Genomic DNA, 22,531 nt, shown 5'->3' with positions numbered 1-22,531 from the left:
CCAACAAGATCATTCATTTGCAGGAAGGCGCCTGGTATGGCTCGCGTTCTGTAGATTTTTGAAGGCACGGCGAATCGCAAAGAAACACCTCCCGTTATGTGGCTAACCCAGGATGAGATCGGCAACTCGCCAAGCCAGCCTGCCAAATTGAATGTAGGTCCTTATCAAAATCAAATGATCCACGGCGATGTGACACATGGCGGGATTAAACGCCTTTTTGTAGAAAAAGTGAATGGCGTTTACCAGGGAGCCGTTTTCCGGTTTACGCAAGGATTGGAAGCAGGTGTTAACCGCCTCGTGTGGAGCCCGGATGGCTCACTTTACATTGGCGGCGTGGGCTCTACGGGGAACTGGGGACACGCCGGCAGGCTGGGTTACGGACTTCAAAAAATGACTTTCAATGATAAGGTCGCTTTTGAAATGCTTGCTGTACGCGCCAAATCTGACGGTGTGGAAATTGAATTTACCGAACCTTTGAAAGAAGGCGTCGCTGAAACAGCCGCTGATTACGAGATCCGTCAATGGTGGTTTAAGCCGACCGGCGATTACGGCGGCCCGAAAATGGACGAGGAAAATCTGGCTGTGAAATCAGTTAAAGTTTCTTCTGACCGCAAGAAAGTAACATTGCAGCTGGCCGGCATGAAAAGCAAGCATATGGTCTACATTCATTTGAACCGTAAAACCATTGTTAGCAAAGCCGGAAACACGCTTTGGAGCACGGAGGCCTGGTATAATATGAACGAGCTGCCATAACCTTGCTCCTTTATTAAGTGCAGTTACTGTCGCAGAATCAAGCGAACAATTTAATTCCTGACTGTCCGAATACGTACATTTACGTATAGACGTAACGGCATTTCAGAAGCATAAAAGCCGATTTTAAATTCGGTATGATAATTAAGCTGGTATAAATGGATCTGCATTTATACCAGCTTTTATGTTTACGAACTATCTCAAAATCGCCCTGCGCATTGTCAGGAAGGACAATATTTTCACGCTCATCAATGTTGCTGGCCTGGCCACAGGCTTGGCAGTCGCATTACTGATCATTCAATATGTGCGGTTTGAATTAAGTTACGAAAACTCAAATCCACTGTCCGACCGCATTGTCCGCATTTCCATGGACTATTTGAATAACGGTGCCCTGGACGCGCAGGATGCAGAAATGTATCCGCCGGTTGCGCCGAGAGCCATGCGGGAAATGGGTGGGATCGTCAATTACACACGTGCCTATCCGCTGCGCAAACCGAATGTCACGGTTCAGCTCAATGATAAATATTATCTGGTCAACAATGTTTTCGCGGTCGATTCATCCTTCTTTACCATGTTTGGCTATCCGTTGCTGAGAGGCAGCAGAACAGAACTTTTCACCAAGCCGCGGCAAGTTATCCTGACCGAATCCCTGGCATTAACCTATTTTAAAACGCTGGATGTGCTGGGCAAAACATTAACTATCCCAAAGCCAAAAGGCGGCATTTTGCTGGAAACTGTCGGTGTCGTGCCAGACAGCCCGGCAAATTCCCACCTGAAATTTGACATGGTCGTATCCTACCCGACCATGCAATCAGATTTCGGCGAATCGGAAGACAATTGGAATAACAACAACACCTACGCATATCTTCAACTTGATGAGAACACAACTTTCGAGGCATTTACAAAGTCACTGGCTGCTTTTAGCAACAAGCTGGTCAGTGAAAAAAGGATTGTCAATGAGCGCATTGCAGGTGAGAAAATCAGTGACATTCACCTGTATTCCCACAAAACTTATGAGACGGAGCCAAATGGTGATGCGCAGTCTGTCTATTTTTTGCTTGGTGTCGCCTTTCTGGTACTTTTAACTGCTTTTGTCAACTACATTAATTTAACCACTTCGAAAGCCCTTGACCGTGCGCGCGAAATTGGCATGCGCAAAGTAGTCGGTTCCACCCGCAGTCAGATCCGCACTCAGATTTTAATCGAAACAGTTCTGATCAATGTGCTCGCAGGGATTTTTGCCCTTACATTGGTCGCTGTCATTAAGCCGGTCTTTGTAGAAATGGCGGGCTTGCCTGAGGGTTTTACACTGTTTAGAGACGCATTCTTTTGGGAAAGTGTCGCAGCTTTTCTGCTCCTGAGCATTTGCGTTTCCGGATTTTATCCTGCATTTATTTTATCATCCTTTGACCCCGTTGCCGTATTAAAAGGTAATTTTTCACGCTCTGCCAAAGGCATATTACTCCGGAAATCGCTGGTTGTTTTTCAATTCACAGTTACGATAATCCTGCTCGTGCAGACTTTTGCGGTTTATCGGCAGGTTAAGTTTTTACGCCAGCAGAATCTCGGTTTAGACATTGATCACACCATTGTTGTAGAAGCACCCGTTGCCAGCAATGCGCGACAGGATCAGGGCGCCTTTCGGCAAATGCTGCTTGACCAGGCGAAGGTAAAATCAGTCTCATTTTCAGGAACAGTGCCTGGCTTAGGATCAACCCAAATGGGCACAACAACCGGCGTTAACCTGGCCGAGGCGGCCACAAAAACCTATTACAACTATTATTTAACTGAAATCGACACGTCGTTTTTCAATGTGATGGGCATTAAGCTGCTGGCAGGTCAGAACTTCGACGTCTCAACGCCTCCGGGATTCGCAGACACGACGGACCGGCAGCTCATTGTTAATGAAGAAACGATCCGGCTTTGGGGCATCCCGAAGGCGGAAGAAGCCATCGGCAAGCGCGTAGATCTTTGGAACCGCAAAGCGACGATCCGGGGCGTTGTCAAAAATTACCATTACGAATCGCCCAAAGCCCCGCACATTCCCATCATACATTTATATTCGCCCAGCTTTCGGTCATTTGCAAGCCTGAAATTTGGCGAGGGGAATGCCGAAGAACAGCTTGCATCTTTAAAGAAAGTGTACGAAGCCAACTTCCCTTACGCGCCTTTCAGCTATTTTTTCCTCGACAGCGAATACGACAAACAATACAAATCTGACGACCGGTTTCAGCAGGTTTTCGGCGCCTTAACGGGCTTTGCCATCCTGATATCGTGCCTCGGACTCTTTGGTCTGGCCACATTCACAGTTTCAAAACGCACCAAGGAAATCGGCATTCGCAAGGTCATTGGCGCAAGTACGACGAATCTCATGCTGTTATTATCAAAGGATTTTATCAAAACAGTCCTCGTGGCGATATTGATCGGCTTGCCCATTACTTATTTCTTGGTAAAAAACTGGTTAGCACATTACGCCGTCCGCATTGAACTGAGCTGGTGGCTGTTCGCCGCTCCTGCCCTGCTTGTTTTTATTTTGGTATTAATCTCCATCAGCACCAAAACCGTCGCAACCGCACTCATGAACCCGGTCAAATCATTGCGCAGCGAATGAGTGCCGCATTCTGGTCGTCTGCTAATCGCAGTCATTCCCAACCTTCCCCTTACGTTCAGCGATTTTAACCGTCCGTTCACCGATTATTTCCGGCTTGGCGCAGGGTCGTGATTTAGTTTTGGTCATTCGAATGTGGGTAACATTCATCAAACTAAATCATTTTAAAGCCTGGTAATCATGAAAGCAAAACATCTATTAGTCCAAACATCAATCGCATTGTGTGCGACACTTTATTTCACATCATGCCGTGAAATGGAGCCTGAAAATGCAGTCGGTGCGGCTGCGGAAACAAAAGTAAATACCATAGCCGCCGAAGTGGCCTATCCGGGAGAAACCGGCATTGCGAAACGCGGAATGCTTTTTGGCAAAGAAATAACCTATTCCGAAATCGACGGCAAGGCTGTTTTTGAAGGTGATATCATCCTCACACCGGAACAGCTCGGAAAAAATGCAGGTGCGCGGACGGAGGCTTTTACCAAAATACATTCACTCTGGCCCAATAACACGATCCAATACACTGTTGATGCCAGCATTTCGGACGACAGCCAAATTCTCGCCGCCATTGCCGATGTGGAAGCCGTTACACCATTGCGTTTTTTGCGTCGCCGCACGGTCATTGACATTCCGGGTCATCAGCTCGTGCCGGCAAGTTATGTGACATTTACACGCAGCCGCGGCTATTCTTCTTCGATCGGCCGTGCTGGTGGCCAGCAATTTATAGGCGTTCCTATTGCTGCGACAAAAGGTGGAATCCTTCACGAGATCGGGCATACGGCTGGTTTGCTGCACGAGCATACCCGCTACGGCCGGGACTCGTATGTGAAGGTTAACCTCAACAATGTTTACGAAAACGCAAAAGCGAACTTTACAGTCCTGGACAATGAGGGCTACGACAACAGGAGTTACGGCCCGTTTGATTTCGGCTCCATCATGATGCTTGACTCGTACGCACACTCAATGAACGGCCAGCCCGTAATGACCACGCTGGATAACAAGACTTTCAGTGTGCAGCGAAGCCACCTGTCGATCAATGATGCCCGGTGCATTACGGCCATGTATTCGAATGTGCTGGCTGTTACACCCACAGGCATTCTGATGGGAGATGCCGCGACCGGCAAAAATGCTCCTTTGCCATCCGTATACACCGGTGCCGGAGAGATTTACGCACTGGGCACATACTTCTTTTTGTCACAAGGCCCCAAGGTTACGCAGATCAAAACCAAATCGGGCTGGGGTTATAGCGTGTCTTCGGGAACCGGACCGGTGATCGGCATGACTTACTACAAAGGAAGCATTTACACATTGCAGGACGGCATTGTCTGGAAAACCCTGGCTACGAACTGCATTAAACAGCCATTTACCGGGCCGTTCTTCACCGGCGGGACTGCATTGGCTTACGCATTCGGGCTGCCTTATGCGGTTGTGGGCGACAGACTGCACATTATTTCGGCCGATGGCAAAAGCAACAGCATCATGGGTTACGGATACAACGGTGTCACTGAAATGGTGGGCTGGAAAGCATGGCTTTATGTTATTAAACCAAACGGCAAGCTCTATAAAGTGAACCCAACAAACGGCGACATTGTACAGCACGGAACCATGACTTTTGCATCCAATGCGCAATTGACATCCACCGGAAAAAACCTGCTGGTTGTGAGCCAGGCCACATTATACAGTGTAGACGAAGTGGGAACTGTAAAACCAATCTCAGGTGGCTGGGGCAATGTAACGGACATTTCAGCCGAGAATTCAGAAGATCAGCCTTAATTTATTTTAACAATGATCCTTTTCCCTGCACAATGGCTTTTGTGCAGGGAATTTTTTATTAACGACGCCTGATCGAACACAACAAACCGACTTTTGAACACAAGTCTCGCGCATGAGATGATGTCCTTTGTAACATCAACTTAATGCAGATAAAAATGAAATACACATTAATAACCGGCGCTTCTGGCGGAATCGGTGAAGCCCTTGCAAGAAAGCTTGCGGCAAGAAAACACAATCTCATATTAGTCGCCCGGAATGCGGAAAAGCTGTTGAAACTGACTGAGCAGCTTCGGGCGAAACACAGCATTCAAGCCGAATTCGTTGTGTGCGACCTGAGCAGACCGGATGCTCCATTTCAGGTTTTTGAAGAAACAAAAAAGCGAGGCTGGGAAATTGCTATCCTGGTTAACAATGCAGGAATTGGCTCCGGTGGTGAATTTGCAGCATTGTCTTTACAATCAGAACTGGATCTGATACAGCTTAATAATGCTTCCCTGGTGGCTATGACGCACCTTTTCATGCAACAAATGCGTGAACGAAAAAGTGGGACAATCATTAATGTTGCCTCAATGGCGGCTTTCATTCCGGTGCCTTATATGGCAACTTATGCAGCGAGTAAGGTTTTTGTCAAATCATTTACGGAGGCGATTACTGAGGAATGCAAGCCTTACAATGTACAGGTGATGCTGTTTGCGCCCGGCCTTACGAAAACAAATTTCAACGAAGCCGCGGGCATCAACAATGAAAAGGGCGTCGGGCTGAGCTCGGACTATCAAACGGCTGCTACGCAGTCACCGGAAGAGGTGGCCGATGAACTGCTCAGAGCTTTGGACGACAAAAAACATTTCCACATATCCGGCAGCAGGAACCGCATTGGGTCACGCATAGCGGCATTATTGCCTAATGCTTTTATCAGCCGGTTTATGGCAAAATCTTACCAGGAAAAATTAGCGCACTTGTAACTAACTTAGTAAAATGGAAACGACAACAACGGTTCACATTCAGTCTATCGGCCAGCTGCACCAACTTTTGCAGCAGCCCAAACCAAAGCATCCGCTCGTGAGCCTGATGCGCTTTGCGGATTTACCCGAAATAAAAATCGAGCAGCGGACAAGGCTTATCACGGACTTTTACCAGGTTACTTTGAAGACCGAATGCCCGTGCAAAATACAATATGGACAAAGTATATTCGACTTCGACGAGGGCGTAATGTCGTGCTTTGCGCCAAAACAGGTGAGCTTTATCGATCAGGATTTTGTTTTTGCAAAAGCTGGCTGGCAGCTGTCTGTCCATCCCGATTTCTTTCGTAATGCGGCATTGGGCAGCAAGATCAAATCGTACGGATTTTTTGATTATGCTGTAAATGAAGCGCTTATTCTTTCCGACGACGAGCAAAAAACGATAGAAAACATTTTCCTGCAACTGGAAAAAGAGCTGTCGCTGCCGATCGACAGTTTTAGCCAGGAAGTGTGGATTGCCAACATTGAACTCATGCTGACTTACTGCGACCGTTATTACAACAGACAGTTTATTACGCGCAAAGCTGTAAGCAGTGAGCTGCTGGATAAGGTTGAAAAGATCCTGAACAGTTACTTCGAATCTGATCAGCTCAGCAATGGTCTGCCCTCGGCGCAATGGCTGGCGGACGAGCTGCATTTGTCTTCCAAATATTTAAGCGACTGTCTGAAACAGCTTACCGGAAGCACTACACAACATTTGATCCATGAAAAACTGATCGAACGCGCCAAGGAGCGGTTATCGACGACGCACCTTTCTGTTAGTGAGATTGCGTACGAGCTGGGTTTTGAGTATCCGCAATCGTTCAGCAAACTTTTTAAAACCAAGACCCGGCAAACACCCCTGGAATTCAGAGCAAGTTATAATTAGTGAAGAATTAGTCCTGAATGCCCCCTGCATTTGTTTAAAATGGCTTCCCAAAACGGTGCTGCGTCAACCTAATTTTGTAACGGTTCAAGATGTATTGACTTAATGCAAAACAGGATGAGAAAGATAATCGCAGCAATCAATGTGACATTGGACGGATTTTGCGACCACACGGCAGTGGTTCCGGACGACGCCATGCATGACTATTACGGCGACCTGCTGAAAAGCGCCGACGTTGCCCTTTATGGCCGAAAAACTTATCAGTTAATGGAATATTGGAAAGGCGTCGCCGAAAATCCGACCGGAAATGAATCAACGGATGACTTCGCCGTAGCCATGGACCGCATTCCCAAAATCGTGTTTTCGCACACACTAGAAAATGTTGACTGGGCAAGTGCAAGAATTGCAAAAAGAGGCTTGAAAGAAGAAATCCTTTCACTGAGAAATGAACCGGGTGGTAACATTTTGGTGGGCAGCCGAAGCGTGACCATTGCATTGATAAACCTTGGCCTTATTGATGAATTTCAGCTGATGGTCCATCCCGTGATCGCGGGAAGCGGCTTACCATTGTTTGAAATGATCACAGACAGGAAGATTTTGAAGCTGGTAAATACCAAACCGTTCGATTTTGGTGCGGTAATGCTTTACTATGAACTTGCGGAAAAAGGCTTTTAAGCGTCTTAATGTTTACGAACCTATTGAACCTTAATCAGCTGAATGCCCAGTACGGGACGGCCGTCGGCTGTAATGCCTTGAATGACTACACGCAAGGTTTGCACCACGTCGGATAAAGGGAAACGCAACTGACTGTTTCCCTGCGTGTTGGTTTGAATGAGTGGTTTCCAGTAAAGCACATCCCGGTCGTCTACAGCGCTGGAATCAGCAATGGCAGTTGATTCCAGATCATAGCGCGGCACATAAAATTCACGCTGAACCGACGGGTAACCAATGAATTTAATCGGTTTTAAAGTTTCCTCTTGCCTCCCTTTAGCCAGTTCGGAACGGGCGCTTTTGGTAAAAAAAGCAATAACACCATTTCCGCCCCTTAATCCGTAAATACCAGCCGTGCCGGCATTTTTCAACAACTCAACACGCTCGATATCCCGGGGATTGAAGTTCAACAAAGCATTACCGTCGGGGTCTTGCACAGGAACGCCATCCATGAGATAAAGGGGACTGACACCCGCTTTGAAACTGTTTCCCCCTCTCAGATACACGACGTAACCCGGTGTTTTTGACGGTCCCCTGGGTGGTGCGGAGGCTTTTGTAACGGTTATGCCTGTAAATCGCCCTTGGATCATTTCGTATAAATTGGGATAAACAGGCGATCTGTCATCAAAAATAACAACCGCATCTGCCTTGTTGTGTAAGCTCCGCAGCTGAATATCGTCCGGTCTTTCGTTGATTTTTTGCCCCCGAACGGTCACTTCCTCTAAGTCTTTCGCCGCCTTGTCCCGATAAGCTTCGGTGTTGGCCTGCTGCCGCGTCCGCGCTGCTTCCAGTTGCACCTGCAAGTCAGGCCAGCTTGGTGCAGCCATTATTTTGCCGGTTTCCCATTGCTTTCCAGGCTTTTCCTGCATGATAAATGCCTCTTTTGCGGAAATATTCTTGGATTTACTGCTGGCGATTTGCGTTACCAGAAGGATCGTGTCGGCAACCGACATGCCGCCGAGACGGAATCGCCCTTGCGCATCAGCCACAACCGATTTCACAAACGATTGCCTCGGTGCCGTCGATGCCACAACAACCTGCGCGCCTGCTATCGGCTGATTTTTAGCATTCATCACACGGCCTTTAAATGCAACACCACCGACCGAATCAGCTTCGGAAGTGCCGCTTATGCGCCGCCAGCCCTGCGTAAGGAGCAATTCGTCCAGGGCTTTGCGGGTTTCGGCGGAGCGATTATCAAGATATTGATTTGGATTTTCGATGCGTCCGCGAAGTTCCCCCGTTAATAGCAAATGTGTGTAAAAAGTTGCGCTGGACGTATCGCCGGGCACTTTTGCAATGTCGGTAACAGAGGCAGATAAGGCTGCTGCCGCTGGTGAACCGTTGTCATCTACATGAATCGATAAAACCACCTCTTCCCGAGGCTTGTATAAAGTCTTTTTGTTTAAACTCAGAACCACACGCACGGGCACCGCCTTTTCCGGAACAAAAACCAATCGTTCGGCTTGCGGCCTGACGCTCGCATCGTAAAGGGTGATTTGCGCCACGCCCGGCAACCAGGTCGTTGTTGGTAAGCTTACTTTGGCCAGCCCATTTTGCAAAATCACTTTTCGCTCATCAACGATCTGGCCCCGTTGCTGAATGACCACATACGCCGAATCAGCCGCAGTCCGGTTCGCGCTCATGATGGTTAATGTTACGCGGGTTGTGTCACTGATGGCGTCGGCTGAAAGTAACAGCCCTTCCGTTTCAGGTTTGGGCAAAGGAATGTGTTGCAGCTTGTTGTTATGCATTACATCTGCGTAGTAAGTGCGTTGTGCATTGGGCTGCATTACGACGCTCGTCATGCCTTGCTGATTGGTCTGAAAGCGAACAATTTCAGCGCCGGAATCATCCACAATGCGTCCGGCAACGGATAAGCCATGACCATTGGGCTGCACAATTTTCAGACCCAGACGAGCTGGCAACCCCGAAATCCAGCGCCCGCCTTCGGGTAATATCTGAATGTCTGCCTGCTTCGAAATGGAGTCATCGCTTTTTGATAAATCATTTTTAAGCAGATTATAAATGGCCACCGAACGCTCGAAAGCCGGGCCTCGCTGCCCATCATCTTCATCCGTGTAAGCGCGCAGGCGATACACGCCCGTTGCGAGGGAGTCGGACAGGCGAAAATGGCCCTGGCCGCGTCCGTCAATGATGCGCACCCATTGGTGCTCCACAAATTCACCGGTCGCTGTCAGCAAGTCGACATGCATGGCCGTTTCGCCACTGGCCCGCTGGTGACTGGCCGCATCTAGCAGATAAGTGCTCATCCAGATCCGGTCTCCGGTTACGTAAAACGGTTTGTCAATGTGAACAAACAAGCTGGGAGACAACAACTTGAATCGCTCATTAAATGCAGAATGAATGCGTGCAGAGGATGTGTCCGGTGGTGCGAGCTTGCCCTGCGTGGCCAGCGGTCCGCTTATCAGTGACGCTTCTTCATCGCCATTGGGTTTCCAATCCGCCGGCAACATTGTCGAAAGGCGGTCATTGCCCATGGACCCTTCTGCTTCCATTCCCTCAGGCATGGTGATAACCCCGTTCACGGTCATCTGCATTTTGCCGCTGGGCAGTTTCATTTCCGTGTAAGCGTAACGCGCGTCGGGATAGGGCGAGAAATTGGAAGGTGTTTTTGTATAAAAAATAACCAGTTTGGCACTTGAAATGAGCCGTCGTTCACTCGCCAGCTTGCCGGGTTGAATCAGTTTTGAAGCTTGAACAGGAACCAGCCGCTTGTATGCGCCGACCGCATCAGCAAGCGTGATAATGCGGCGCTCGACGGATATGGGCCGGGTAACATCTTCCTGATAAACAAGAAATCCAGCTTCCTCAAATGTATCGTCGATCAGGCAGGCCATCAAATGCCGAATCGATCCTCCATAGGCGATCAGCCGGTTGCGCCGAAACCGATCTGCCTGCTTTTCGTTCTCGGGCTTTAACGCTTCAAAACGCGCTGTCCCGGCTGAATAAACCTTTCCTGACGCATTCGCGTCGAAATGCTGCAATGCATAAATCAGCCGATATCCCAGCGCCTGGTTTTCAATGATCAAAGGCTCGTCAGCCGTCGCGTAGAAATGACCTTTTTCCTCTTTAAAATTGAGCACTTCGCTGTTGATTAGCAGACATTGCCCGCCAAACGGCTCCCCAAAAAGTTGCTTTTTAAATTTTCGTAGATGCCGCTCCCATCCTTTTGGATTGCCCCGAATGGTGACCGCATCCAGCATATGCTCACTTTCTTTCAACCGAAAATCTGCCTTTTGCGCTGATGTATTTTCGAACCGGATCTTTTGCGCACCGGATTGATAGCCCACAAATGATGCCGCAATTTCTACGGTGCCCAATGGAATGCCGCCCAGTGTGTAATAGCCTTTCTCGTCCGTTGTCACACCTTGCGTTGAGCCATTGATGTAGACATGGGCGAAGGGCATCGGCTTTCCCGTCGTGGCGTCGGTTACATAACCGGTAAGCACAGCGGTCGTCTGACCGTAAACCAGCACGGTCGGTCCGAGCAGCAGAACGATGAGAATCCAGCTAAAAAGGGACGAGCTTCGCATGTTACATTGGGTTACAATGTTTAAAAGCAGGCCTCCTGATAATCATACTGTTATATGCATGTGCCATGTCCATGATGATTATGACTGATTTCCAAATGAAGTAATCACCCTTGTTTTAATTAGGCAGATCGTGTAGTTTATGAGGCGAAATGCATTCGTATTTAAATATTTTTGAATGAAAGCTCCACTTTTCCTTGCGGCCATAATCGCTGTTTTCTCCTGCCTGAAAACTGCTGCACAAACAAAACCATTGTCACCGGTTCAGATCGTAAATCAATTTCAAAGGCATTTTAATAATGGAAAAGCAGACAGTGCTTTTGCCATGCTGTCGCCGGGCACGCAGCGGGTTTTGACCGCGAGTCGGCTGGAAACTGTTTTCACGCAGATCAAGTCGCAATTTGGAAATTTGGATTCAACGCGGATGCTTTCGAGTAAAGATTCAATGGCTTACTTCAAAGCGAGTTTTGCGAAAGCGCCTTTGCTGCTGACGATTTCACTCAATGCAGATCAGAAAATAGGCATCCTCACATTCACACCTTATGCTGAGCCTGCGAAACAAGTTTCAAATGAAAAGTTTGCGGAGTCTGAAATCAGCTTCTCCCGCCCGGACCTGACGTTGAAAGGAACATTAACGCTGCCCAAATCCGCGCAAAAAGAAACATTGGTCATTATCGTTCCTGGTTCCGGCCCAACGGATCGCAATGGAAATCAAAATGGTGTCAGCAATAATTCGTTGCAAATGCTGAGCGGCGGATTAGCGGCGCAGGGTTTCGCTTCGGTGCGTTACGACAAGCGGGGCGTGGGTGAAAGTCGGGCAGGCGGAATGAGCGAAAGAAATCTTCGGTTTGACGATTATGTGAAAGATCTTACGGCGATAACGCAGGATCTTGCCAATGATAAAAGATTTAAAAGGGTTGTTTTGCTCGGCCACAGCGAAGGAGCATTGCTCGCAATGATCGTCGCCCGGGAGCTCAAACCCGCCGGATTGATCATTCTCAATGGCCAGGCCGAACCAGCAGATGTGCTGCTTAACAGACAATTAAGCGCAAACTTACCTGATTCAACCTTCCGCGTCGCTGAGAAAATCGTAGCCGGTTTGAAGGCTGGAAAGACAACGGATAATGTCTCCAATCCAACATTATCCGGCATATTCAGGCCCGATGTCCAGCCTTACTTAATCTCATGGATGGCGCACGACCCGATCCAGATCATCAAAGGAATTTCATCACCCACATTGATCATACAAGGCCTCACAGATTTACAAACGGGCCCGGACCAAGCCAAAAATTTAGCCAACTCCCTCCCATTCGCAAAACTCATACTAATCGATAACATGAATCACATCCTCAAAAAATCATCCATCAACAGAACCGAGAATCTACAAACCTACAACAATCCAAACCTCAGTCTGGAAGAAACCTTGGTGCCCACATTGGTTAGGTTTTTAGAGAATGTGAAGTGATGCTTTATGTGAACGAATGAAAATTTTCGACGCAGCGACGTTGTAAAATGGTAATGCCTGAACATTATGCACAAATATCAAGTTGGATTCATCATTAAAGTCAGTGCATTGCTGATAACATCTGTTTTCCACTGTTTTGGTCAAGGTTTTGGAGCGGGCTACGCGCGCCAGATCGTTAAGGCAGATTCTCTGTTTCGCCAAATGCATTACGTGGATGCAGCCGAAACTTATACTGCCGCTTTCAATAGCAATGGCGGACTGGCTTATCTGCAAGATCGTTATCGGGCCGCATCTGCCTGGTCAATGGCGGGAAGGTCAGACAGCGCATTTTATCATTTATTCAGAATCATCGAAAAGGCTAAATACGATGAACTGGATGAGGTTCTGTCCGATTCAACATTTAAAAATTTAAGAAGCGATCCGAGGTGGAGCCAAGCCATCGGCCTGATTAAAAACAACAAGGAAATCAAAGAGGCCAAATACAATCGACACCTGATTGCAGTGCTGGATAGTGTTTTGTTAAACGATCAGAAATATAGGTTAACGGTCAGGGACACGATAGATAAATATGGAATGAATTCAAGGCAGGTCAATGAAATAAATAGTTTGATCCTGAAAGCGGATAGCATAAATCTTCCGATAGTAACCGATATATTCGACAATTTCGGATGGCCAGGTCCGGATATCATAGCGGACCACGGTAATACGCTCTTTCTGGTTCTCCAGCACGCTAATCTGGCTGTGCAGGAAAAATATTTGCCCCTAATGAGAGACGCAGTAAAGAACGACGCTGCCGAGAATAGCGCCTTGGCGCTCCTCGAAGACCTGGTAGCATTAGGCCAAGGCAAATGTCAGATCTATGGCAGTCAGATTGGATTTGACCAAAAAGCAAATAGTTACTATGTGCTTCCACTGTCAGACCCCGGCAGCGTCGACGAAAGAAGAAAAGCGGTTGGTTTAGACACATTGGCCGAATACGCCGCTCTTTGGAATATCAGCTGGGATAAGGACAGCTATTACAAGAAACTGCGTAAGATCTTGGGCAAAAAGTCCCTGAAAAAGTTCGCCTGTTTCAATAAATAGCGCATCCCTAATTATCCCGGCTCTCGTTTTTGCGAATGATGGAATAGATGTCGGTTCTTCGGTCTTTCAGGTTTCGTACGCTTCCGAATTGATTTAGTTCACGCAGCATGTCAATGTCGACGTCGGCGATCAGGATCATTTCTGTGTTCGGAGTGGCTTCTGCCTTGATCCCGTTGGTTGGAAATGAGAAGTCGCAGGGCGTAAACACCATGGACTGAGCATATTGAATGTCCATGTTGTGCACTTTTGGCAAGTTGCCGACACTGCCGGCAATGGCCACATAACATTCATTTTCAATAGCCCTCGCCTGCGCGCAGTTCCTTACCCGCGAATAGCCGTTTTGCGTATCCGTCAGGAATGGAACAAACAATATGTTCATGCCCTCATCGGCCAAAATGCGGCTCAATTCCGGAAATTCCACGTCGTAGCAAATCAGGATCCCGATTTTTCCGCAGTCCGTATTGAATGTTTTAATGTTCGTGCCGCCTTGCATCCCCCAGACTTTTGCCTCGTCGGGCGTAACATGCAGTTTTTCAAAACGCTCAATTCCCCCGTCCCTTTTGCATAAATAACCAACATTATAAAGGCTGTTGTCCACGACCTCAGGCATGCTTCCGGTAATGATATTGATGTTGTAAGAAATGGCCAGCTCAGAAAAACGGCTGACGATTTTTGCTGTATATTCTGCCAGTTTCCGGATCGCATCGGCTTCTGCCAAATGATTGTAATCGGACATTAACGGCGCATTGAAAAACTCAGGAAAAAGCGCAAAATCACACCGGTAACCCGACACCGCGTCCACAAAATATTCAACCTGCTGCATCAGTTCATCAAAATCGTTGTACAACCGCATTTGCCATTGTATCAAACCCAGCCGGATAATCGACTTTTTGAATGCAGCCTGATCCGAACTTTTCTCGTAATAAACATTATCCCATTCGAGCAACACAGCGTATTCATTGGAATCCGTGTCGCCTTCAAGATAGCCCTGCAAAATCCGCGCAGGGTGAAAATCGTTGGAAAGCTGGAAGTTCAAAACGGGATCGTGAATATCCTTGTTCCGGACTTTCTCAATGTATTCCTTCGGAGACATGGAATGCGAATACTGATGATAATTCGGGATCCGGCCGCCAAATACAATGCCTTTCAAATTCAATTTCTCACAAAGCTCTTTCCTGTAATCGTACAAACGCCTTCCCAGGCGCAAACCGCGGAATTTTGGCCTTATAAACACGTCAATGCCGTACAAAACGTCGCCCTTGTTGGTGTGCGTATTGAAACTGTAATTGCCTGTTATAGCCCTGTATGTATGTTTCGAGTCAACTTTTTCGTAGTCAACAATGATGGACAAGGCACATCCCGCCAGTTCATTGTCAACCCTGATGCCAACTTGTCCCTCGTGGAAAATACTCGTCAGTCTTTTGATGTGATGTTCTTTCCAATACGCATCCGGCATACTGGAATAGGTCTCAATCATCATTTCTTTAATTTCTTCGTAATCTTCCGGTTTCAAAAAAACCAGCTCAATATTTTCAATCGATTTTACGTCCTTACTTGCTTCCATTGGAGTTTTGCCTAATTTTTTCCACCCATCCCAGTCACTTGAAACAAGCGCCGATTGATCGTGGTCTATCACAATAGTACATATAAAATGCTAGACGAGATCAAACTTCCTGTTACCATTTGGTGACGCAGGTGCAGGCAAACACTCAGGCATTATCCTCCCTGTCTTCTTTTTCAGGCTGGCGATCAGTGGGTTTGTTCAGCGGTCGCTCGTAAGCAGTGCCTTCCAGCTTCCTGAAAAGCCCCGGTGTGAACAGGTCGCTCAAATCTGCCTGCCCCTTCTCACTAGGCTCTTCATTATTTTCGATTTTAGGATCTTGCATAACGTTTTTGTGGATGGTGATAAAAATTCGCGGTCTGGTAAATTTTTATGCCACCCCTTCGCGAATCCCACTAAACTGCTAATCGATCCTTATGGTCACAGCTGCTAAGATCTGGCCAGCTCAAAATAAAACGTACTGCCCATGCCGATTTCGCTGGTGACCCCAATGCTGCCGCCTTGTGCCTCGATGAATTCTTTGCTGATGGCCAGCCCGAGCCCGGTCCCTGTTTTGGAACTGCCGGGCACCTGGAAATAGCGGTCGAATATTTTGCTGCGGTACCGGCTGTCAATGCCTTTTCCTTCGTCCCTGACCAAGAACGTAACGCCCTGGCCTGTGCCGGTAAGCTGAATGTGAATTTGGCTTTCCTCTTGCGAGTAACGGACCGCATTGGTTAGAAAGTTGATCAGCACCCAGGCCGTTTTTTCCATATCCGCTTTCACATCATTGAGCTGTTCGTCCGCTTCGACGACCAGCTCAATGTGTTTTTGCTCGATGGAAGTTTTCACGGCATCCACTGCGTATTTGAGGATGTCATAAGGGCTGCTTTGCTGAATGTTGAGTTGAATATTTCCCGTCTCAACCTGCGACATATTCAGCAGTTCGCCCGTGATTTTCAGCAAGCGGTCGCTGTCTTCCTTAATGCTCGACATCAGTTGTTCCTGCTCGGGGTTAAGTGTGCCCGTTTGCTTGCTTTCCAGCAGTTGAAGGCTCATTTTGATAGAAGCAATCGGCGTTTTCAGCTCGTGGGAAACCGTTGCAATAAAATTGGTTTTGGCAAAATCAAGCTCTTTAAATGGGGTAATGTTTTTCAAAAGAATCACCTGACCAATGAATTTCTTGACCCGCTCGCCGGTCGGCACAATGGTAATGTCGACGATTTCTTTTTCAAAATAGCTTTCCTTATCGTCTGCATAAATTTTCAGCGGCGGTGCGGACACATTGCCGTTGATCCCCGATTTTTCTGCGATTAATGCACGGATCAGATCATTTTGCCCCGACAGTTCCGTGGCAGACTTTCCAAGCAGATCACTCACCGCGATCCCGATTATTTTAACGGCCTGATCATTGGCAAAAAGTATTTTCTGATTTTCATCCAGACCGATCACCGGCTCGTGCATGTTGTTGATCAATGCTTCGATGCGCTTTTTCTCAACCAAAATCTGTGACAGATTGCTACTATCATACTCTTCCAACTTCTCAGCCATGGAATTAAATGAGCTGGCGAGTTCACCAAATTCATCTTTTCCCGAAAAATGCAGGCGCTCCGCGTAGTTTTTGGCAGCAATCGCGCGGATACTTTCGGTAAGCTCGCGGATGGGGTTTCCTACATTGCCCGGCAGGTTGATCAGCAGGGTTAATGCGATCAGAAAACAAATGGTGCCCGTCAGCGCGATCCAGATAAACGCCGATTGAACCGTCACCAGCGCCTTATCACTTTTCGCGCGGATCGCTTCCATATTAATGCGGGTAAGCTCCGCCAGATCATTCCTGATCTCCACCGGCAACTGCTGATTATCAACGTCTTCTTTCAGCAACGCATAATGCTCCGCCATTTTTCCGGTCACCTGCGCTTCACCTGGCTCGGTCACATTGGCCTGCTGATTTTTCAGATTTTGTTCAAAATTCGTCCAGCCTTCCGGATCCTTGGGGATTTGATCAACGGCCAAAAACATGCTTCTGCTGTAATCCAGCGTCTTGTAATTATCCTGCAAAATGTTCTCCGTATCTTCTTTAAGGACGTAAACATATCGCGCGGCAATTAGCGACAGGGCCAGGATCATTAAAAACAGGACGCCAAGTCCAAGTCGCAGTTTGGTTTTGATTTTCATGTTGTAAAATCCGGTGTCTGTTTTGGTCACGACAAGATAACCAGGTCAATGTCCGAAGATGAGAGTTTTTTTAAAAGATTATTGAAAAGATTAGTCGCTAATATCACCCTGAACAAATTAATGTGCGGTTTTCCCAGGCATATCGTCGTGATCTCGCGCTGTTCGGCAACCTGAATAATGGCCTCCGAAACATTCGCATCCTGAACGCGGATGATCTCAGCGCCCATTTCCGTGGCCAGTTTGAAATTATTGATCAAATGCCGCTGCTTGTCCAACGCGATCTTATCCTGACTTTCCTTGGGCGTCTGCACGTAAAGCACGAACCATTTGCTGTTGTAATAGCTCGCCAGCCGCGCCGTTTTACGGATCACATGGCGGGCCGTGCTTTCATTGCTGCTGATGCACGCCAGAAATTTCTCTCTTTTAGAGGCAACCAGCTTGGGAATTTCAGATTCCACTTTCCGCTCCACCTGACTTGCAACTTCTTTCAATGCGAGCTCGCGGAGTTGCAGAATATGGTCGGCTTTGAAGAAATTATTGAGTGCCGTCTGTATTTTCTCGGGCTGATAAATTTTCCCCTCTTTCAAGCGGGTAATCAGCTCGTCGGCGGTCAAATCAATGTTAACGACTTCGTCAGCCGCGCCCAAAACACTATCCGGGATCCGCTCTTTCACTTCCACGCCCGTAATGCCTTTTACTTCTTCATTCAGCGATTCAATGTGCTGAATGTTCACTGCGCTGATCACATTAATTCCCGCTTCCAGGATTTCGAGCACATCTTGCCAGCGCTTGTCATTTTTGCTGCCTTCAATGTTGGTATGCGCGAGTTCATCGACGACCACAACTTCCGGCCGCAAACTGATAACGGCCTGCACATCAAGCTCGTCCAGCTCTTTTCCTTTGTAAAAAAGCTTTCGCCGCGGGATAATGGGAAGGCCTTCGAGCAAGTCATGGGTTTCTTTCCGGTTATAAGTTTCGATGTAGCCGATCTTGACGTCAATCCCATTGCGCAGCAACGCATGCGCCTCCTGCAACATCCGGAACGTTTTGCCCACACCGGCGCTCATGCCGATGTAAATCTTGAACTTTCCACGCCTGGATTTCTTGATCAGGTCTAAAAAATGCTGCGCACTGGGATTGGTTTCAGACATTGGTTTGGTGGTTTTTAAAATGCTACGGATATGGACGTGGTCAAAAAGAAGTTGTCTTTCTTAGTCATTGTTTCTGTGCTGTCATTGCTCCGTTCCAGAAATATCCGGTCTTTGCTGCTAAGGTTTCTGGCTTCAACGCGCCAGAGCACGCCGGGGAAAATCGCATAATCAACGTTCGCAGAAACGCCGAATGTCTTGAAACTATGCTCCGTCCCGGTAGCGATGATCACACCGTTTTTATCCTGAAAATATTCACCGCGAGCAGCAATGTTCACTTTGGGTGTTGGGGAAAAACGGGCAATGAGCACGGGCACAAACCAGTTGTTATAATCGCTGCTGCCTTTGTCTTTTTGCTCCGTTCCGTAGTCAAAGCCTGCTGTTATCCCGAATTTTTCAGCCAATTGGAAAATTCCGTAGACATTGTGATAATAGCGCATCAGTTTTAAACTATCGGGTTTATCAGAGCCAATAAATGTGCTGTAATTCAATGTTACATTAGACGCTGGCTTGTAAGTAATCTGCGTCCCGAAAGCAGGCGTCGTGTTTCCGTCCACCCGCTGGATCCGCTGCCATCCGTTCAGATACATCGCTGAGAGATAGAGCTTTTCATCTTTTGTAGTAAAACCCAGCTTCACGCCGGATTCGAAATAAGGCGTATTTTCGGCAACCAAACTTCTGGTCATGGCCCAATTATCCTTTCCTATGGCGCTTTCAAAACCAATGTGTGAAGGCATAATCCCCGCATCGATCCAGAGATTGGCGGTCTTGGAAATTTTTACACCCACATTGGCTTCGAAAATATTTTTAAGCACGCCCGGTTCGGCTGCATAATTGGCATTGATATATGTTCCCGTCGCAAGTGCCAGATTGGCCCGCACGCGATCGGTGCTGTAATTTGCTTTGATAAAACCAAGGTTCAAATTCACTTCCCCGGCGCGGTTAAAGTTGTAAAGGAATCCTGGCACTGTGTTGTTGAGCGGCCGGTTGAAATCGTAATTGTAGTAAGCTTCTGCATAACCGCTGATCGTCAATGGATTTTTCGTCTCAGTCGAATCCTGTGCCGAAGCCGGTTTTAAAATCACTAAACCTAATGCTGCCAATAATAAACTTTTCATTGAAATAATCACTGTAAATGAATGTAGCGGCGCTGTTGAAAGCCCGAACCCCGCGTCGCTGCAAGTAAGGTCCAGGGAATTGTTTTTATAATTTTTCCAAAGCCAGGTTCAGGCTCAGCACATTAACTTTTTCCGGCCCAAACATGCCCAGGAGTGGTTTTTCAATGTGTGCGCTGACAAGTTGAGCGACTTTCTCTTCGGGAATGTCGCGGGCCGCGGCAACACGTTTCACTTGTACCAATGCAGCTTTCGGTGAAATGTCAGGATCCAGTCCGCTGCCGCTTGCAGTTACCAGTTCAACAGGAATGTCCGCCTTCTCAACCCCGGGATTATGCACCAAAAAAGTATCAATCCTGGCCTTTACGATGCCCAGATATTCTGCATTGGAAGGCCCTTTGTTGCTGCCACCACTTCCAGCCGCATTATAGGCCACGACTGAAGGGCGGCTATTAAAAAATTTGTCGTCAGTAAATGTCTGGCCAATGTTCGCATAATACTTTTTACCATTCGCATTCACCACTTCGCCATGCCCGCCATTAGGAGCCAGCTGCGCAATCACCCAGATCACACCCGGATAAACCACACTAAAAAACAGCAGCGTGACAATGGTTAATTTGATTGCAGGAAATATGTTCGTTTTCATGTCTTTAAGCTTTTAATAATTTGTTATTTGTTGAATCTAAATCCAGATACTTACAACCAAATCAATCACCTTTATCCCTACGAACGGCACTAGAATTCCTCCCAAACCGTATATAAAGAGGTTTCTTCTCAACAGTGCGCTGGCGCCGATGGGTTTGTAGGCGACTCCTTTGAGGGCGAGCGGGATCAGGAATGGGATGATGATGGCGTTGAAGATTACTGCTGACAAAATCGCGCTTTCCGGACTGTTGAGTCGCATGATGTTGAGGCCTTGGAGCGCGGGAATGCTCGCGATAAATAGCGCCGGGATAATGGCGAAATATTTGGCGACGTCATTGGCGATGGAGAACGTGGTCAGCGTTCCGCGGGTCATCAAGAGCTGCTTTCCGATTTCAACGATCTCGATCAGCTTGGTCGGGTCATTATCCAGATCGACCATATTTCCTGCTTCTTTTGCTGCCTGCGTTCCGCTGTTCATAGCAACACCGACATCGGCCTGGGCAAGGGCTGGCGCATCATTTGTTCCATCTCCCATCATCGCGACCAGCTTCCCGCCTTCCTGTTCTTTTTTAATGTAGTTCATTTTGTCCTCAGGCTTCGCCTCGGCGATAAAGTCATCCACACCGGCTTTTTCGGCAATAAATTTGGCAGTAAGCGGGTTATCACCGGTTACCATCACGGTTTTGACACCCATTTTGCGGAGCCGTTCAAAACGCTCGCTAATGCCCGGCTTAATGATATCCTGCAATTCCACAACACCCAGCACCCGTTCATTTTCAGAAACAACCAGCGGCGTTCCGCCATTATTTGAAATTGCTTTTACACTTTCTTCAATCTCGGCTGGAAAGGAATTGCCAGCGCTCGTTACCAAATTCCGGATCGAGTCGAATGCGCCTTTTCGAATGCGTGTATTTTCAAAATCAACTCCTGAACTGCGGGTCTCGGCTGTAAATTTGATGAATGTCGGACTTGCGATCTGGTAAGTGGCAGGCGTTGCATTAGCGAGTTCCAGGATCGATTTTCCTTCGGGCGTTTCATCGGCAATCGAGCTTAGCACAGCAGCTTTGATAAAATGATTGTCGGTAATGCCCTTCGCAGCATGGAAGTGCGTGGCTTTTCTGTTACCAATGGTGATGGTTCCCGTTTTATCCAAAAGCAGCACATCAATGTCTCCCGCCGTTTCCACTGCTTTACCCGATTTGGTAATCACATTGGCACGCAATGCCCGGTCCATCCCGGCGATGCCGATTGCAGAAAGCAAGCCGCCGATCGTTGTCGGGATCAGACACACGAAAAGAGAGATAAACGCAGCAATCGTAATGGGCGTGTTGGAATAATCGGCAAATGGTTTGAGCGTAATACACACGATCACGAACACCAATGTAAAGCCCGCTAAAAGGATGGTTAATGCGATTTCGTTTGGTGTTTTCTGGCGACTTGCACCTTCAACCAAAGCGATCATTTTGTCAAGAAAACTTTCGCCCGGAGCCGTGGTAACCATGACTTTGATCTTGTCGGAAAGCACTTTTGTCCCACCTGTCACACTGCTCTTGTCCCCTCCTGCTTCGCGGATAACCGGCGCAGATTCGCCGGTTATTGCACTTTCGTCAATTGTAGCCAGACCTTCAATGATCTCGCCATCGGTGGCAATGTTGTCTCCGGCTTCGCAGATAAAGACATCGCCTTTTTTCATTTGCGCCGACATCACACTTTGGGTTGAAACAGAAAAGCCGGGCTTGTTGTCGATCACCAGCTTGGCGGGTGTTTCCTCGCGTGTTTTACGCAGACTGTCAGCTTGTGCTTTTCCCCTTGCTTCGGCAATGGCTTCTGCGAAATTGGCAAATAACAATGTGAGCAACAGGATCAGAAAGATTACAAAGTTATAGCCAAAACCGCCTTGCGTGGTATTTCCTGACAGGATCCAGAGACACACGACAAACATCACGAACGTGCCTATTTCGACGGTGAACATTACCGGATTACGGAACAGGATTTTGGGGTTTAATTTGGTAAAAGACTGTTTTAAAGCCTGGTTAACGAGATCCTTTTGGAATAAGGATGCATTTTGATTTTTCATTGGAGAATT

General features: G+C 47.6%; 16 protein-coding genes. 8 read left to right on the top strand and 8 right to left on the bottom strand.

Annotation, left to right across the window (positions count from 1 at the left end; all coding sequences use genetic code 11):
• The first annotated feature begins 96 nt into the window (after window positions 1-96).
• From AC0IYG_RS14910 to AC0IYG_RS14885, 6 genes are all read left to right on the top strand, one after another.
• Window positions 97-753, top strand: a complete 657-nt coding sequence (locus AC0IYG_RS14910) for a hypothetical protein (protein WP_471711857.1) — start codon at window positions 97-99, stop codon at window positions 751-753.
• Window positions 754-934: 181 nt separating this feature from the next.
• Window positions 935-3,361 (top strand): ABC transporter permease, encoded by a 2,427-nt coding sequence (locus tag AC0IYG_RS14905; RefSeq protein WP_471711856.1) that lies wholly within the window; start codon window positions 935-937, stop codon window positions 3,359-3,361.
• Window positions 3,362-3,538: 177 nt separating this feature from the next.
• Window positions 3,539-5,128: a M12 family metallopeptidase gene (locus AC0IYG_RS14900; RefSeq protein ID WP_471711855.1), complete on the top strand. Its 1,590-nt coding sequence runs from the start codon at window positions 3,539-3,541 to the stop codon at window positions 5,126-5,128.
• Between the two features lie 155 nt (window positions 5,129-5,283).
• The gene (locus tag AC0IYG_RS14895) at window positions 5,284-6,090 is read left to right on the top strand and encodes an SDR family NAD(P)-dependent oxidoreductase (protein ID WP_471711854.1); all 807 of its coding nucleotides are present in this window, start codon (window positions 5,284-5,286) and stop codon (window positions 6,088-6,090) included.
• A gap of 13 nt (window positions 6,091-6,103) precedes the next feature.
• Window positions 6,104-7,015, top strand: coding sequence for a helix-turn-helix domain-containing protein (locus AC0IYG_RS14890; protein WP_471711853.1), 912 nt, complete (start codon window positions 6,104-6,106; stop codon window positions 7,013-7,015).
• 114 nt (window positions 7,016-7,129) lie between these two features.
• Entirely contained in the window at window positions 7,130-7,687 is a 558-nt protein-coding gene (locus tag AC0IYG_RS14885) for a dihydrofolate reductase family protein (protein WP_471711852.1), read from the top strand.
• A 20-nt stretch (window positions 7,688-7,707) separates the two neighbouring features.
• Here AC0IYG_RS14885 and AC0IYG_RS14880 read toward each other — a convergent pair whose 3' ends face one another.
• On the bottom strand, window positions 7,708-11,277 hold the full coding sequence (locus tag AC0IYG_RS14880) for a carboxypeptidase-like regulatory domain-containing protein (protein ID WP_471711851.1): 3,570 nt from the start codon (window positions 11,275-11,277) through the stop codon (window positions 7,708-7,710).
• A gap of 175 nt (window positions 11,278-11,452) precedes the next feature.
• Between AC0IYG_RS14880 and AC0IYG_RS14875 the strand changes: the two genes are divergently transcribed.
• A complete protein-coding gene (locus AC0IYG_RS14875; protein WP_471711850.1) occupies window positions 11,453-12,739 on the top strand; it encodes an alpha/beta fold hydrolase in 1,287 nt (428 codons plus the stop codon).
• 66 nt (window positions 12,740-12,805) lie between these two features.
• Entirely contained in the window at window positions 12,806-13,822 is a 1,017-nt protein-coding gene (locus AC0IYG_RS14870) for a DUF6624 domain-containing protein (RefSeq protein WP_471711849.1), read from the top strand.
• Between the two features lie 7 nt (window positions 13,823-13,829).
• On the opposite strand, the gene AC0IYG_RS14865 is transcribed toward AC0IYG_RS14870, so the two are convergent.
• The 7 genes from AC0IYG_RS14865 to kdpB all read right to left on the bottom strand — a co-directional run bounded on the left by AC0IYG_RS14865 (window position 13,830) and on the right by kdpB (window position 22,522).
• Window positions 13,830-15,386: a GNAT family N-acetyltransferase gene (locus tag AC0IYG_RS14865; RefSeq protein WP_471711848.1), complete on the bottom strand. Its 1,557-nt coding sequence runs from the start codon at window positions 15,384-15,386 to the stop codon at window positions 13,830-13,832.
• A 145-nt stretch (window positions 15,387-15,531) separates the two neighbouring features.
• Complete coding sequence (locus AC0IYG_RS14860; protein ID WP_471711847.1) at window positions 15,532-15,708, bottom strand: hypothetical protein; 177 nt, start codon at window positions 15,706-15,708, stop codon at window positions 15,532-15,534.
• A gap of 104 nt (window positions 15,709-15,812) precedes the next feature.
• The gene (locus AC0IYG_RS14855; RefSeq protein ID WP_471711846.1) at window positions 15,813-17,567 is read right to left on the bottom strand and encodes a HAMP domain-containing sensor histidine kinase; all 1,755 of its coding nucleotides are present in this window, start codon (window positions 17,565-17,567) and stop codon (window positions 15,813-15,815) included.
• Window positions 17,564-18,688, bottom strand: a complete 1,125-nt coding sequence (locus tag AC0IYG_RS14850) for a sensor protein KdpD (protein WP_471711845.1) — start codon at window positions 18,686-18,688, stop codon at window positions 17,564-17,566. Before AC0IYG_RS14850 ends, AC0IYG_RS14855 begins: the two co-directional genes overlap by 4 nt.
• Before the next feature lie 14 nt (window positions 18,689-18,702).
• A complete protein-coding gene (locus AC0IYG_RS14845) occupies window positions 18,703-19,803 on the bottom strand; it encodes a porin (RefSeq protein WP_471711844.1) in 1,101 nt (366 codons plus the stop codon).
• Window positions 19,804-19,888: 85 nt separating this feature from the next.
• The gene (locus AC0IYG_RS14840; protein WP_471711843.1) at window positions 19,889-20,446 is read right to left on the bottom strand and encodes a K(+)-transporting ATPase subunit C; all 558 of its coding nucleotides are present in this window, start codon (window positions 20,444-20,446) and stop codon (window positions 19,889-19,891) included.
• A 36-nt stretch (window positions 20,447-20,482) separates the two neighbouring features.
• A complete protein-coding gene (kdpB, locus tag AC0IYG_RS14835; protein WP_471711842.1) occupies window positions 20,483-22,522 on the bottom strand; it encodes a potassium-transporting ATPase subunit KdpB in 2,040 nt (679 codons plus the stop codon).
• Window positions 22,523-22,531 lie beyond the last annotated feature (9 nt).

This window comes from Dyadobacter sp. AC419, assembly GCF_979253085.1.
Note: the sequence above shows the minus strand (reverse complement) of the source record. Positions and strands in the feature narration are given on the sequence as shown.